The organism is Sphingobium sp. Ant17 (genome assembly GCF_000588875.1).
Lineage (GTDB): Bacteria > Pseudomonadota > Alphaproteobacteria > Sphingomonadales > Sphingomonadaceae > Sphingobium.
Genome location: NZ_JEMV01000012.1, coordinates 53679 through 66111, shown reverse-complemented (window position 1 = coordinate 66111; position 12433 = coordinate 53679). Strand labels below are relative to the sequence as shown.

At 64.1% G+C, this 12433-nt stretch carries 14 protein-coding genes and 1 pseudogene; 8 read left to right on the top strand and 7 right to left on the bottom strand.

Going from position 1 to position 12433, the window contains the following annotated elements:
• Positions 1 to 2: 2 nt before the first annotated feature.
• The 6 genes from flgG to flgB form a co-directional block, all read right to left on the bottom strand.
• On the bottom strand, positions 3 to 791 hold the full coding sequence (gene flgG / locus BF95_RS07745) for a flagellar basal-body rod protein FlgG (RefSeq protein WP_043150567.1): 789 nt from the start codon (positions 789 to 791) through the stop codon (positions 3 to 5).
• Positions 792 to 862: 71 nt separating this feature from the next.
• Positions 863 to 1618 carry a flagellar basal body rod protein FlgF gene (locus BF95_RS07740; RefSeq protein ID WP_043150565.1) on the bottom strand — a complete coding sequence of 252 codons (756 nt, stop codon included), beginning with the start codon at positions 1616 to 1618 and terminating at the stop codon, positions 863 to 865.
• A gap of 26 nt (positions 1619 to 1644) precedes the next feature.
• Entirely contained in the window at positions 1645 to 2520 is an 876-nt protein-coding gene (locus BF95_RS07735) for a flagellar hook protein FlgE (RefSeq protein WP_043150564.1), read from the bottom strand.
• Positions 2521 to 2566: 46 nt separating this feature from the next.
• Complete coding sequence (locus BF95_RS07730; protein ID WP_043150562.1) at positions 2567 to 3226, bottom strand: flagellar hook assembly protein FlgD; 660 nt, start codon at positions 3224 to 3226, stop codon at positions 2567 to 2569.
• Positions 3223 to 3633: a flagellar basal body rod protein FlgC gene (gene flgC, locus BF95_RS07725; RefSeq protein ID WP_043150560.1), complete on the bottom strand. Its 411-nt coding sequence runs from the start codon at positions 3631 to 3633 to the stop codon at positions 3223 to 3225. Before flgC ends, BF95_RS07730 begins: the two co-directional genes overlap by 4 nt.
• 2 nt (positions 3634 to 3635) lie before the next feature.
• Positions 3636 to 3998, bottom strand: a complete 363-nt coding sequence (gene flgB, locus BF95_RS07720; RefSeq protein WP_043150558.1) for a flagellar basal body rod protein FlgB — start codon at positions 3996 to 3998, stop codon at positions 3636 to 3638.
• Positions 3999 to 4253: 255 nt separating this feature from the next.
• On the opposite strand from flgB, the gene BF95_RS07715 reads away from it, so the two are divergent.
• From BF95_RS07715 to BF95_RS07680, 8 genes and pseudogenes are all read left to right on the top strand, one after another.
• Positions 4254 to 4922 (top strand): motility protein A, encoded by a 669-nt coding sequence (locus tag BF95_RS07715; RefSeq protein ID WP_043150556.1) that lies wholly within the window; start codon positions 4254 to 4256, stop codon positions 4920 to 4922.
• The gene (locus tag BF95_RS07710) at positions 4919 to 5416 is read left to right on the top strand and encodes a flagellar motor protein MotB (RefSeq protein WP_043150555.1); all 498 of its coding nucleotides are present in this window, start codon (positions 4919 to 4921) and stop codon (positions 5414 to 5416) included. Before BF95_RS07715 ends, BF95_RS07710 begins: the two co-directional genes overlap by 4 nt.
• A gap of 66 nt (positions 5417 to 5482) precedes the next feature.
• Positions 5483 to 6043 (top strand): flagella basal body P-ring formation protein FlgA, encoded by a 561-nt coding sequence (locus BF95_RS07705; protein WP_043150554.1) that lies wholly within the window; start codon positions 5483 to 5485, stop codon positions 6041 to 6043.
• A gap of 46 nt (positions 6044 to 6089) precedes the next feature.
• On the top strand, positions 6090 to 6368 hold the full coding sequence (flgM, locus tag BF95_RS07700; protein ID WP_043150553.1) for a flagellar biosynthesis anti-sigma factor FlgM: 279 nt from the start codon (positions 6090 to 6092) through the stop codon (positions 6366 to 6368).
• Between the two features lie 4 nt (positions 6369 to 6372).
• A complete protein-coding gene (locus tag BF95_RS07695) occupies positions 6373 to 6681 on the top strand; it encodes a hypothetical protein (protein WP_043150552.1) in 309 nt (102 codons plus the stop codon).
• A gap of 142 nt (positions 6682 to 6823) precedes the next feature.
• Positions 6824 to 7642 (top strand): flagellar protein FlgJ, encoded by an 819-nt coding sequence (locus BF95_RS07690; RefSeq protein ID WP_043150550.1) that lies wholly within the window; start codon positions 6824 to 6826, stop codon positions 7640 to 7642.
• Positions 7643 to 7651: 9 nt separating this feature from the next.
• Positions 7652 to 9783, top strand: a pseudogene (gene flhA / locus BF95_RS07685) (flagellar biosynthesis protein FlhA).
• Between the two features lie 14 nt (positions 9784 to 9797).
• Positions 9798 to 10526, top strand: a complete 729-nt coding sequence (locus BF95_RS07680; RefSeq protein WP_043150548.1) for a sigma-70 family RNA polymerase sigma factor — start codon at positions 9798 to 9800, stop codon at positions 10524 to 10526.
• Between the two features lie 2 nt (positions 10527 to 10528).
• Here BF95_RS07680 and mdoH read toward each other — a convergent pair whose 3' ends face one another.
• The gene (gene mdoH, locus BF95_RS07675; RefSeq protein WP_043150601.1) at positions 10529 to 12418 is read right to left on the bottom strand and encodes a glucans biosynthesis glucosyltransferase MdoH; all 1890 of its coding nucleotides are present in this window, start codon (positions 12416 to 12418) and stop codon (positions 10529 to 10531) included.
• Between the last annotated feature and the right edge of the window lie 15 nt (positions 12419 to 12433).

The following is a 12433-nucleotide window of genomic DNA, read 5'->3' as shown; positions in this document are numbered from 1 at the left end:
GATCACATATTCTGATTGACGTACTGGAGCATCTCGTCGGTCGCCTTGATCATCTTGCTGTTGACCTCATAGGCGCGCTGCGTCTCGATCATCTCGACCAGCTCCTCGACGATGTTGACGTTGGACGTTTCCAGGCTGCCCGATCGGATCGAACCGCGACCTTCCAACCCCGCGACGCCGACCTGCGGCACGCCACTGGCGGCGCTTTCGGTCAGCAGATTGCCGCCAGCCGATTGCAGCCCGGACGCGTTCATGAACGTGGCCAGTTCGATCTGGCCCAGCTGGGTCGGTTCCGCTTCGCCCTGCAACGTCGCCGACACCGTGCCGTCATTGCCGACCGTGACCGACGTCGCGCCTTCGGGCACGGTGATCTGCGGGATGAGGGGCAGGCCGTCGCTGGTGACGACATTGCCCTCGGCGGTGACGCTGAAATTACCCGCGCGGGTATAGGCGATGGAGCCGTCGGGGCGCTGGACCTGGAAGAAGCCGGAGCCTTCGATCGCCATGTCGAGCGCATTGCCGGTCTGGCTCAGCGTGCCCTGCGTGTTGATCTTGCTCGTGCCCTGCAGCGAGACGCCGGACCCCAGATTGAGGCCGGTCGCAAACTTGTTTTCGGTGTCCGAATTGGCGCCCGCCGCGATCATCTGCTGATAGGCGAGCGTTTCGAAATCGGCGCGGTCGCGCTTGAAACCCGTGGTGTTGACGTTCGCCAGATTGTTGGCGATCACGCGCATCTTCGTGTTCTGCGCGTCAAGGCCGGTGCGGGCGACATGAAGGGCGGCGTTGCTCATCGTTCATTTCTCCGTGCGGCATCCCTTGAGAGGGTGCTTATGCGTCAAGCACAGCAAGATGCGTGCCAATATTAACCATAGGTCTCAGCTATCAAGCGCATCAGCGATGCGCCGCCATCGTCCATCTGCTTGGCGGTATCGATCAGCTTGACCTGGGTTTCAAAGGCGCGGCTGGCCTCGATCATTTGCACCAGCGCCTTGGTCGCATTGACGTTCGACCCCTCGATCGACCCGGACGTGACCGATGCCAGCGGATCCTGGGGCAACGCGCCGCCATTGACTTCGCGGAACAGGCCGTCAGTGCCCTTGGCAATGCCGGAGCCGACCGGGCTGACCAGCTTGAGCGCATCGACAAGCTGCGGATTGGCCGGATCGCCGCCCTGCGGCACGCCCCAGATGCTGCCATCCTGCGCGATCGACACGCTGTCCATCTGGGGCAGGGTGATGGGGCCGCCTGCGCCCAGCACCGGCAAACCGTCGCCAGTGGTGAGCAGGCCGCTGTCGGAGATTTTCAGGTCGCCGCGCCGGGTATAGGCTTCGCCGCCGTCCGCGCCCTGTACGGCCAGCAGCGCGTCGCCGTTCATCGCCACGTCGAGCGCATTACCCGTCGCGGTGACCGCCCCACCCGCCATGTCGGCGGCGATCACCTGTTCGGACGCTTGTGCGCGGGTATCGAATGTGTCGCCCTGGATCCAGCGCGTCTCGGCATTGGCGATTTCGGCGCGAAAGCCGACGGTATTGGCGTTGGCGAGATTGTTCGCGATCGACGCCTGCCGCGCCATCGCGCCGCGCATTGCTGTAAGTGCCGTGTTGACGAGCCGGTCCATGGACGAAGCCTCTTACCCTTGTCCGCTTAGGTGCGGATGTTGACGATGGTGGTGGTCAGCGTGTTCGCCGCTTCGATCGCCTTGCTGTTCGCCTGGAAATTGCGCTGCGCCGCGATCAGGTTCACCAGCTCGTCGGTGATATCGACGTTGGAGCGTTCGAGCATGCCGCTGTTCAGGCTGCCGAACATGCCCTTGTTCGCGGAGCCGTAAATCGGATCGCCGCTCGCTACGGTCGTGCTCCAGTGCGCATCGCCTTCCTGTCGCAGGCTTTCCTGGCTGTTGAAGGATGCCATCACGACCTGTCCCAGTTCGACCGTCTGTCCATTGGCATATACCGCCGACACCATGCCGTCCTTCGACACGCCGACGCTGGTCAGTTCATAGTCTGGATCGGTGGGGCCAGGGACAGGCGCCGGGGTCGCACCCGGATTGAAGGCGACGGCCTCGCTCAGTTTGGTGGGGATTATCAAATCCATCTGCGCGGCTACCGCGCCCGGAGCGGGCGGCGTGGCTCCATCCTTCTGGAATACTTGCAGCTTGGCGCCTGTCGTGTCGACGGCGAAGCGATCGTTATCGACGGAAAACGCGCCGTTGCGGGTGAAGCTGACATTGCCGTCCGCACCCTTGACCGTGAAGTAGCCTTCGCCTGCAACGGCGAGATCCAGCGCCTTGTCCGTGGTTTCCAGCGTCCCCTGCGTGAACTGCTGGGTCACGCCCTGCACACGCACGCCCTGACCTGCGACCTGGTTGGTCGTCTGCATCGGCGCGGCCGCGAAAATGTCGCCGAACTGGACCTTGCTCTTCTTGAAGGCGGTCGAATTGACGTTGGCGACATTGTTGGAAATGGTGGCCAGATCGGTCTGTGCGCCCTTGAGGCCGGACAGCGAGATATAGAAGGACATGGCGTTACTCCCTGGGTGAAAAGGAAAGAGAAAAAGGGGGGTGAGATTACATCAGGCTGATCGCGTCGGACGGGCTGTAGCTGCCGAGCGCGGTAATGAGTTTGGAGGATGAGCCGTCGGCGGGTGACTGGACGGCCGCGATCGTGGCCCAGGTCGCGACCTTGCTGGGCGTCGCGCCATTGACCTTGACTTGCAAAGCCGAGGTGGCGACCGTGTCCCCGGCATCATTCTTGCCGTCCCAATAGAAGGTCACGTCGCCTGCGGGCTGGGTGCCAAGGGCGATGGTCTTGACGACATTGCCGCTGCCATCGATGAGGTCGACGCTCGCGCCGTCCGTGGCTTCGGGCAGGGTGATCTGCCCGGCATAGAGGCCACTGGCGTCGGGCGCGGCGATATTGCTCTGCACCAGCATCGACTTGCCGATCCAGCTCGCCGCATCGCCCAGCCGCGTGCCGCCCAGATCGGAGGCAAGCCCCTTGAGCGTCGCATTCATTTCGGCGATGCCGGTCGAATTGGTGATAGTCGCCATCTGCGAAACCATCGCGGCGTTATCGACCGGTTCGAACGGATCCTGCGTCTGCATCTGCGCGGTGAGCAGGCGCAGGAAATCGGCCTGGCCCATTTCCGACTTACCGGTGCCCACCGTCGCATTGGGATTATAGACCGCAAGACCGGCCGTATCGGTGATGGTGGAGGAGGTGCTCATTTGCCGATCCTTATGGTTTCGAGCATCAGGGATTTGGCGGTGTTCAGCACCTGCACGTTATTCTGGTACATGCGGGCGGTCTCGATCATGTCGATCAGCTCGGCATTGCCATCCACGGCCGCTTCCCACACATCGCCGTTGGCGTCGGCCAGCGGATGGTTGGGGTCGTGCCGCTTGGTCGGCTCGGCGTTGGTGGTGACGATATCGGACACTTTGACGCTCGCCATGCCGGGGCTGTCGGTGACCGACGTGAAAACCGGCTTGATCGCGCGATAGGCTTCCGCCGCGCTGCCCGTGACATTGCCCGCATTGGCCATGTTGGACGCGGTGGCGTTCAACCGGACCAGCTGCGCGCTCATGGCGCGACCGGCAATATCGAATATGTTCATGGGACTGGAGCCACTCATGCTCATTCTCCCCGGAGCGCGCGATTGATGGTGTTGATGCGGCCCTCAAGAAAGGAGAGGGTGGTGCGATATTGGACTGCATTTTCCGCGAACAGCGTCTGCTCTGTGCTCAGTTCCACGGTATTGCCGTCCAGGCTGGGCTGCAGCGGCACGCGATAGCCCATGGCATCATGGACTGCCCCGGACACGTCGGCGGCATTGCCGCCCGACTGTGCCGTGGCCTTTTGCAGCGCCGCATCGAAATCAATGTCGCGCGCCTTATAGCCGGGGGTCGATGCGTTGGCGATGTTGGACGCCAACAGGGACAGCCGCTGCGAACGAAGCGCCAGCGCCTTTCCATGAATGCCGAACAAACCGTCTTCCACTGATGCTGCCCTTTTTGCCTGCTGGCCCTAAAAGTTTCGGCTCTCCTGCCGTTCTGACCCCTGATGGCGTCCGTAGCGGGTGATCCAGCCGGATATCAGCAAGAGCCGTGCCAGTTTGCGTGGGTGACGCAACGGCAAGGCGGAAATGCCCGGAAATCGGGGCTTTTATGGGTGAAGGCGGCAAGGGCGGCAAAAAATTGCCGGGGTGCGGCAGCGGCTTGCCGGTGCATCACGAGCCTATGGGGACAGGCATATATGATCACTATTATAGGCCATTTATTCGATCCCGTGACTCTGCTCGCAATTATTGCGGGCGTCATCCTGGTCGCCCTGTTCCAGAATGGCGCGGGAGCACTGGGGCGGGCGATGTTGGCGCTGCGACCGCTGGTCACCGCCGATCCCGCGCGCGACCGCGACGCCGCCCGCGCGACCATGCTCAAGATCGATCAGGTCGCGCAGCTGCGCGGCCTGTCCTGTACGGATCGCGTCAAGACCGCTTCCCCCTTCTTGACCGAGGCCGCGCGCAAGCTTGCCAATTGCGATCGCACCGACCAGTTCGAACTATGGGCGGCGCAGGCGCTCACCGACCGGGCACAGCGCCATGGCGCCGTGCATAAGGCGTGGCTGTCGATCGCCGATGCCGCCCCCGCCTTGGGGATGGCAGGTACGATCATCGGTCTGGTCGGCATGTTCTCGGCGATGGATGATCCGGCCGCGCTGGGTCCGGCCATGGCGCTGGCGCTGCTCACCACCTTCTACGGCGTGGTGATCGCCAATGTCGTCGCCGCGCCGATCGCCGCGCGCCTTATCGACATGTCCGAACAGGAGCTCGCCTGGCAGCGCGAAGCGGTGGCGCGGATGCTGGCGATTGCGCGGCGTGAAAATGCGCCGGTGCGCCGCGGCGCGATCCGCGAAGTCGCATGACCGGCACGCCGACCGCCGTCGCCCGGCGCAATCGCTGGGCTGTTAGCTTCGCCGATCTGCTGCTGCTGCTCCTCGCCTTCTTCGTGCTGCTGCAGGCCAGCGGTGCGCGGCGCGATGTTGTGCTGGCGGGGGTCGCGCAGCAATTTGGTGGCCGGGCGATGCGGCAAGGCGTGGAGCTGCGCGCGGCTGAGTTGTTCGTGCCGGGGGAAGCCCTGCTTTCCGATCAGGGCAGGACGCGGCTGTCCGCCATTGCCCGCCGCTATGCAGCCGATCCGGGCGGCGTCGAGATCCGTAGCCATGGGTCAGACCGCGCGCACCAGCGCTTCGATGATTGGGATCTGGCCGCCGCGCGACTGGGTGCGGTGGCGCGTGCGCTGAAATTGGAGGGCATCGCCCCGGATCGTCTGCTGATACGTGGTCTCGATCAGTCCGAAGGCAAGGCCGGGCAGGGGCAGATCATCCGCATCGCGCCAGGACAGGAGAAGGGGCGTTAACCAAGTTGGCACGGATATTGCTGCAAATCTCAGCATAGAACCGCCGACCTTGTCAGGAGACATGCCGTGCCTCGCGCTTATCCGTTCCTTCTCGTCACTGCTGCGCTGCTGATCGCGCCGCCGGCGCTGGCGCAGCAGAGGTTTGAAAATCTGGACCGCATAGACAGCCTGGTTGCCATGTCGGTCGGCGCCAATCTGGGCGAGCCGGGTGGGCCGATGGCACCGGTGGATCGCCGCTTGAAACTGGCCGCATGCCCGACGATGCCCAAGGTCGAAGGCCCGGTGTTCGGCGCGGCGATGGTCAAATGCGAATCTCTTGGCTGGCGCATCCGCGTGCCACTCGTTGCGGGCGCATCGGTCGCCGCATCGGGGCCAGTGCCGCGCACCGCCAGCCGCTTCGCACCCGCCGCTCGTGCCACGCCCCAGGAAAGCGTCGTGCGCAAGGGCGATCCCGTGCAGCTGATCGCCGGCAATGCGCTCTTCAACGTCTCGCGGGGCATGATCGCGGATGAAGATGGCGCGGTTGGCGATACAATCCGCGTCCGCGAAGACAAGCGGGCGGCCCCCATATTGGCCCAGGTCGTGGAAATGGGCCTTGTGCGTGTTCCGGGGTTTAAGGATTTTTGAACTTGTCCGTTATAGTCCTATAGGGACGAGTGAAGGATTGAAGCCAATGATCAAATCTGTCGGCCAGAACATGAGCGCCGCCATAGAGGCGACCCGCCTGCGCGAAGGCGGCAAGACGCGTGCGTCTTCGACGACCGGTTCGGCGGTCGCTCCCTCCGCTTCGGCGTCGGCCAGCCCCGCTGCCCGCATGGCGGCAGAAGGCGCGCCAGTGGACATGGACCGCATCGCTGCGATCAAGTCCGCCATTGCGTCGGGCAATTATCCGGTCAACGCCGCCGCGATCGCGGATCGCATGGTCGAACTCGACCTGTCGGCCGCAGGGTAAGGCCGTGCCACTCGGGCTCGCCGCGCTGGATGACCTGGGCGAAGCGTTCGCTGAACTGCGCGATGTGCTGGATGGCACCGATGCGGCTGCGATCGAATTGGCCAGCCGCCGCGTCAGCCGGGCCGCCGCCGCCGTGCGCGGCATCGGTGCCTGGCGCTCAGAACCGATCGTGATCGAACGGCTCAACGCCTTGATACCAGTATTGGAAAGCGCCCGCGTGCGCGTCAGCCTGCTTGCGGATCATGCGAATCAACGGCTGGCTATCCTGGCCGCCCACGGATCGACCCACGCGCCGCTCACCTACGGCCGCTGAACTTTATTTTCGATAAAGGCTAAAACGGCGCCGCGAGGCGCCGTTTTGCGTTGTGGCCCAATTTTCCTGCCGCCGCGTTAACCAAATCTTGGCACAAGTCTTGCTCTAAGGATCCCTGCTAGCAAATGGGGAACAGGGTCACGTGTCGGCTTTCGCAGACATCACTACAGGGGGTGCATCGACGGGCAACCGCGTGACCAACGCGATCGCCATGGCGAGCCGCCGCACCGGTGTCGACTTTTCCTATCTGCTGGGACAGGCGAAGATCGAGAGCAGCCTAAATCCCACCGCGCGCGCCACCACATCGTCGGCGACCGGCCTCTATCAATTTATCGACCAGAGCTGGCTTGCCGTCATCGACAAGCATGGCAGCGAATATGGTCTTGGTTGGGCGTCCGACGCGATCAGCCAGAGCAGCAACGGCCGCTATCACGTGGCGAACCCCGAACTGCGCCAACAAATTCTCGACCTGCGCAAGCATCCCGAAACCGCCTCCGTCATGGCGGCGCAGCATGCCGCCGACAACAAGGCCTATCTCGAACAGAGACTGGATCGGGAAGCCGAACCGGTCGATCTCTATCTCGCCCATTTCCTGGGCGTTGGCGGGGCGAGCAAATTCCTGTCGGTCCATGATCGGGCGCCTGGGGCCACCGCTGCCTCGCTCTTTCCCGCCGCCGCGCGCGCCAACCGGTCGATCTTCTACGACCCGTCGGGCCAGCCGCGCAGCTTCGCCGACATTCGCGACCGCTTTGCGTCCAAACTTGAGAAAAGTTCGGGCGGCTTGGGCGGCGACGTTCAATATGCGTCCGCCACGCTGCCATCGGGCGCGAAGACGGTTCAGCCCGCCGACTATGTGCGGATCGAAACCCAGCGGCTTAGCGAACAGGTCGATGTCGGCATCCGGCCCCAGCCACAGACCGCACGCCTCGCCTATCTCATGCTTGCCACCCTCGGAAGGTAACGGCCTCTCATGACTCCAACCCAAGTCAAAGCGAAGATCTGGATGAGCGCCGTCCAGGGGGCGGTGCTGCCCTTTGCGACGCTGATGGTCGTGCTGTTCATGATGGTGCCGGTCCCGGCGATCATGCTCGACATCGGTTTCATTACCAACATCATGATCAGCCTCGCGGTGCTGATGGTGGCGTTGAACGCCGCCAAGCCATTGGATTTCTCCAGCTTTCCGACGGTCCTCCTGTTCGCCACGCTGTTGCGCCTCGCGCTCAACGTCGCCTCCACCCGCGTCGTGCTGGTGTCGGGGCATGAAGGGTCGGACGCGGCCGGACAAGTGATCGAGCCTTTGGCCATTTCCTGATCGGCGGCGACTATGTCGTCGGCATCTTCGTCTTTGCGATCCTGATGATCATCAACCTGGTCGTCATTACCAAGGGCGCAGGCCGTGTGTCCGAAGTCTCCGCGCGCTTCACCCTGGACGCCTTGCCCGGCAAGCAGATGGCGATCGACGCCGACCTGAATGCGGGCCTGATGACGCCGGAAGAAGCCAAGCTCCGCCGCGTCGAAGTCGCGACCGAAGCCGATTTTTACGGTTCGATGGACGGTGCCAGCAAATTCGTGAAGGGCGACGCGGTTGCGGGCATCCTGATCCTGGTGATCAACATCATCGGCGGCATCATATTGGGCGTGGTCAGCCATGGCCTTGCCATCGGCGAAGCGGCCCAGACCTATATCATCCTGGCGATCGGCGACGCGCTCGTCGCGCAGATCCCCGCGCTTCTGCTCTCGATCGCCGCCGCCTCCATCGTCACTCGCGTCAAGAGCGAGCAGGATTTGGGCGGCCAGATCGCCGGTCAGTTCGGGTCTGGCCGCGCCTGGGTGCCGGTCGCCGCGATCCTCGGCTTTCTGGGCATCCTGCCCGGCATGCCGCATCTCATCATCCTGTCCGCCGCTGCCGTCGCCGGCGGCATCGCCTGGAACCTGCGCAAAGCCAGCCAGAAGAAAGCCGCCGAACCTGCGCCCGTGGCTCCCGCGCCCAATCCGGCGGTGATCGAATGGGATGACGTGTCGGACGGGGCGATCCTGGGCCTTGAAATCGGCTATGGCCTCATCGCCCTGGTTGATGAGCGCAAGGGCGCGCCGCTGATGGCGCGGATCACCGGCATCCGCCGTCAGTTGTCGAAGGAACTGGGCTTCGTCGTGCCGATGGTGCGGGTGAAGGACAATCTGGCGCTCGAACCCAATCAATATCGCATCACCATCGCTGGTGTCGTGGTGGGCGAGGATGAGATCTGGCCCGACGATCTGCTCGCGCTCGACAGCGGCGCGCTAGAGAGCGTGGTCGTCGGTCGCCCGGCCAAAGACCCGACCTTCGGCCTCGACGCCGTCTGGATTTCCCAAGCCAAACGCAGCGAGGCCGTGATCGCGGGCTATACCGTGGTTGATCCGCCGACCGTCGTGGCAACGCACCTCAACCAGCTGATCGCGATGAATGCCGCCGAAATGTTCGGCCTCGACGAAGCGCGCAAGCTGCTCGACACGCTCAAGGATGCCGCGCCACAACTGGTCGATGGCCTGACGCCCGGCACGCTCAGCCTCACCCAGATCAGCGCGCTCTGCCGCGCCCTCCTGTCCGAAGGCATAGCGCTCAAGGATTTCCGCCGCATCTGCGAGGCGATGGTCGACGCCGCCCGGCCCGACATGAACCACGAACAATTGGTTGAGGCCGTGCGCCAGCGGATCGGCGCGCTCATCATTCAGGGGCTGGTCCCGGTCAAGATGCCGCTACCCGTCATCACGCTGGATGGCGATCTCGAAGCGATGCTGGCGCAGGCGATGCGCGTCGCGGGCGATGCCCGGCATCCGATCGAACCCGCGCTCGCCAACCGCATCGTCGAAGCGGTGGTGCAGGCCGCCCGGCCGCTGCTGGGGCAGGCGCGCAACTTCGCCATCGTCACCTCGCCGCTGGCCAGGCGGGCGCTGGCGCGCTTGTTCAAACCGCATCTGCCCGAAACGCCAGTCCTGTCCTTCCTCGAAATCCCCGATGGCAAGGGCGTCGAAGTGGTTGCGGTGGTGGGCGGCGAACAGCGCCCCACGCCCCGCCACGACCCGGCACCCCGCCACGAGCAAGCGCGCGAACGAGTCGCCTGAAAGGAGGCTGAGCCATGTATATGAACAAGATCGCGGCCGGCGCCCATACTTATGCCAAGCCCGGCGAGAACAGCCCCGAGCGGCTCGCTCGCCAATATATGCCGCTGGTGCGCAAGATCGCCTGGCACGTCCATGGCCGCGTTTCGAGCGCGATCGAGGTGGAGGATCTGCTCCAGATCGGCATGCTCGCGCTGGTCGAGGCCGCCAACAGTTTTGAAGATCGCGGTTTTGGCTTTGCCGCCTATGCGCAGTTGCGCGTGCGCGGCGCGATGATCGACCATTTGCGGCGGCAGGCGACCATCTGCCGATCCGCCATGGCCAAGCGCAAGCAACTGGCCACCTGCCGCAATGGCCTTGAACAGACGCTTGGCCGCTTGCCGACCGAAGCGGAAATGTCCGCCGCCATGGGGATCGCCCCGTCCGATTACCGCGAACTCGCCGACAGCGTCGAAATGGTGCAGCACACCAGCATGGACGAAGTCTATTCGGACCAGTCGATGTGGTTCGCCGATGTCGAGGACCGCGCCGACGACTTGATGGAGCGCGAATCGCTCAAGAAGGCACTCGCCGCCTGTATCGGCGACTTGCCGCAACGCGAGGCGATGGTGCTACAGCTCTATTTCGTCGAAGAACTCAATCTGGAGGAAATCGGCCAGACCTTGGACATCGGTGCCGCGCGCGTCTGCCAGATCAAGAAGGCCGCGCTCGACAAGCTGCGTGAGAAACTGCGCGACTGGGACTGACCCTATTCGTCGTTCGCCGCCAGCCGCCCGACCCGCCGCTCCTCGCCATTGGGCCAGCGGAACCGCAACGGGCGATAGCTTTGCGTTCGCCACCATGGATCGGCGACCTGGAACAGCCCGCTCGCCTCGGCCCTGCGGCCCAGATCCTTGCGCGCGGTAACCGCCGCCAGCACCGGCGCAAGAAACAGCCCTGCCGTCACCGGAATGATCCAGCCGATGCCGCTACCCGCCTGGATCGCCAGCACCAGCAGCAGCGAGCCCAACAATATATGCCATTTGAACAACCAGATCGCGCTGCCGATCGCCATGCCGTCGCGGTCGCGGGTCTGGCCGTTCCAACTGCTCTTGCGTCCCATCAATATGCCGAACAGGTTGATCGTCTGGGTCAGCATCGCCACCGGTGCCATGAGGATCGACAGGATGATGTCCACGATCACTCCGCGCGTCATCCGCGCCGCACCGCCAAAGCCGATCCGCCGCGCCGGGTCGAGCAACGCCCACAGCATCGCCAACAGCTTTGGCCCGAACAACAGGAAAGCCGTCACCGCGAGCAATCCGCCCGATGGCAATATCTCGGTGGGCGGCCACACGCCGCTGGCCCCGCCGCCCAGCACGACGAGCATTAGCGTCAGCCACATGGGCGATGTGCAATAAGCCGTCGCGCCAACCAGCAGCTGGAACCGGCTGACCGGATGCAGGCCCGCAATCTTGGCCAGCAAGGGCACATGCTGGATATTGCCCTGACACCAGCGCCGGTCGCGGGTGAAGAGGTCGGGCATCGATGGCGGAAATTCCTCGAAACTATCGTCGGCCGTGACCATATGCACGTCCCATCCGCGCCGCCGCAACAGCGCCGCCTCCAGCATGTCATGGCTCATGATGTGGCCGCCGAATGGCGCACGGCCGGGCAATTCAGGCAGGCCACAGCTTTGCGCAAAGGCCTTGACCCGGACGATGGCATTATGGCCCCAGAACATCCCTTCGGACCCGGCCCACCAGATCATCCCGGCGGCTGAGATCGGTCCGAACAGGCGGCTGGCAAATTGCTGCCAGCGCGCAAAAAGCGTCGCCGCACCCATGACGGTGGGGACGGTCTGGATCAGCCCGACCTGCGGATGCCGCTCCATATCGGATGCCAGCCGCGCCATGGTCTGGCCGCTGACGATGCTGTCGGCATCCAGCACGATCATATAATCATACCCGCCGCCAAACCGCTCGACCCACTCGGCGATATTGCCGGGCTTTCGCCCGATATTCCGCGCGCGGCGGCGATAATGAACGGGGCGCGAGAAGGAACCGCGCATTTCCAGATAAGCTGCGCGCTCCGTCTCGCCGCTCTGCACATTGGAATCAGACAGGATGAAGAATTCGAACCGCTCGCGCCCCATCACCTGCGCCAGCGATCGTTCCATGATCGACAGCCGCCCCAGCACGCCCAGAAAATCCTCGTTGCAGACCGGCAGCAGGATCGCGGTCTTGCCCTGCAACGGCTGCGACGCGCGCAGCGGACGCGGGGTGACGCTGCGCCCCTTGCCAACGGTCAGCAGCAGGAAGCCGATGATCGCGGTCGCACAGCCGAACGCGATCCAGGCGAACAGCGGAATGAACAGGGCCAGATAGACGCCCTCCAGCAGCGAAATGCCGTCGAGGCCGATCGAGCGGCGCATTTCATGCGCGGCCATGCCGGTGGGGATGAGGGCAAGCAACACGACCAGCATACGCCGTGCCCACAGGTCGATATTGAAGCGGCGCGGCACGATGAGCGGCGGCCGCGCGCTGAAATCCTGCTCCGGCATCGCGATCGGGCTTTCGGGCGGCAATTGTTCGAAGGCCGGGCTCACCGGCAACTCCCCGGCGGCGGCATCGGCCACCGGCACATGTCCATTGCCCATATCATCCAGACCCAT

Excerpts from the sequence above, each read along its gene's own strand:
- flgG (WP_043150567.1), bottom strand. The coding sequence starts at position 791 with ATGAGCAACGCCGCCCTTCATGTCGCCCGCACCGGCCTTGACGCGCAG.
- BF95_RS07740 (WP_043150565.1), bottom strand. The coding sequence starts at position 1,618 with ATGGACCGGCTCGTCAACACGGCACTTACAGCAATGCGCGGCGCGATG.
- BF95_RS07735 (WP_043150564.1), bottom strand. The coding sequence starts at position 2,520 with ATGTCCTTCTATATCTCGCTGTCCGGCCTCAAGGGCGCACAGACCGAT.
- BF95_RS07730 (WP_043150562.1), bottom strand. The coding sequence starts at position 3,226 with ATGAGCACCTCCTCCACCATCACCGATACGGCCGGTCTTGCGGTCTAT.
- flgC (WP_043150560.1), bottom strand. The coding sequence starts at position 3,633 with ATGAGTGGCTCCAGTCCCATGAACATATTCGATATTGCCGGTCGCGCC.
- BF95_RS07715 (WP_043150556.1), top strand. The coding sequence starts at position 4,254 with ATGATCACTATTATAGGCCATTTATTCGATCCCGTGACTCTGCTCGCA.
- BF95_RS07710 (WP_043150555.1), top strand. The coding sequence starts at position 4,919 with ATGACCGGCACGCCGACCGCCGTCGCCCGGCGCAATCGCTGGGCTGTT.
- flgM (WP_043150553.1), top strand. The coding sequence starts at position 6,090 with ATGATCAAATCTGTCGGCCAGAACATGAGCGCCGCCATAGAGGCGACC.
- BF95_RS07680 (WP_043150548.1), top strand. The coding sequence starts at position 9,798 with ATGTATATGAACAAGATCGCGGCCGGCGCCCATACTTATGCCAAGCCC.
- mdoH (WP_043150601.1), bottom strand. The coding sequence starts at position 12,418 with ATGGGCAATGGACATGTGCCGGTGGCCGATGCCGCCGCCGGGGAGTTG.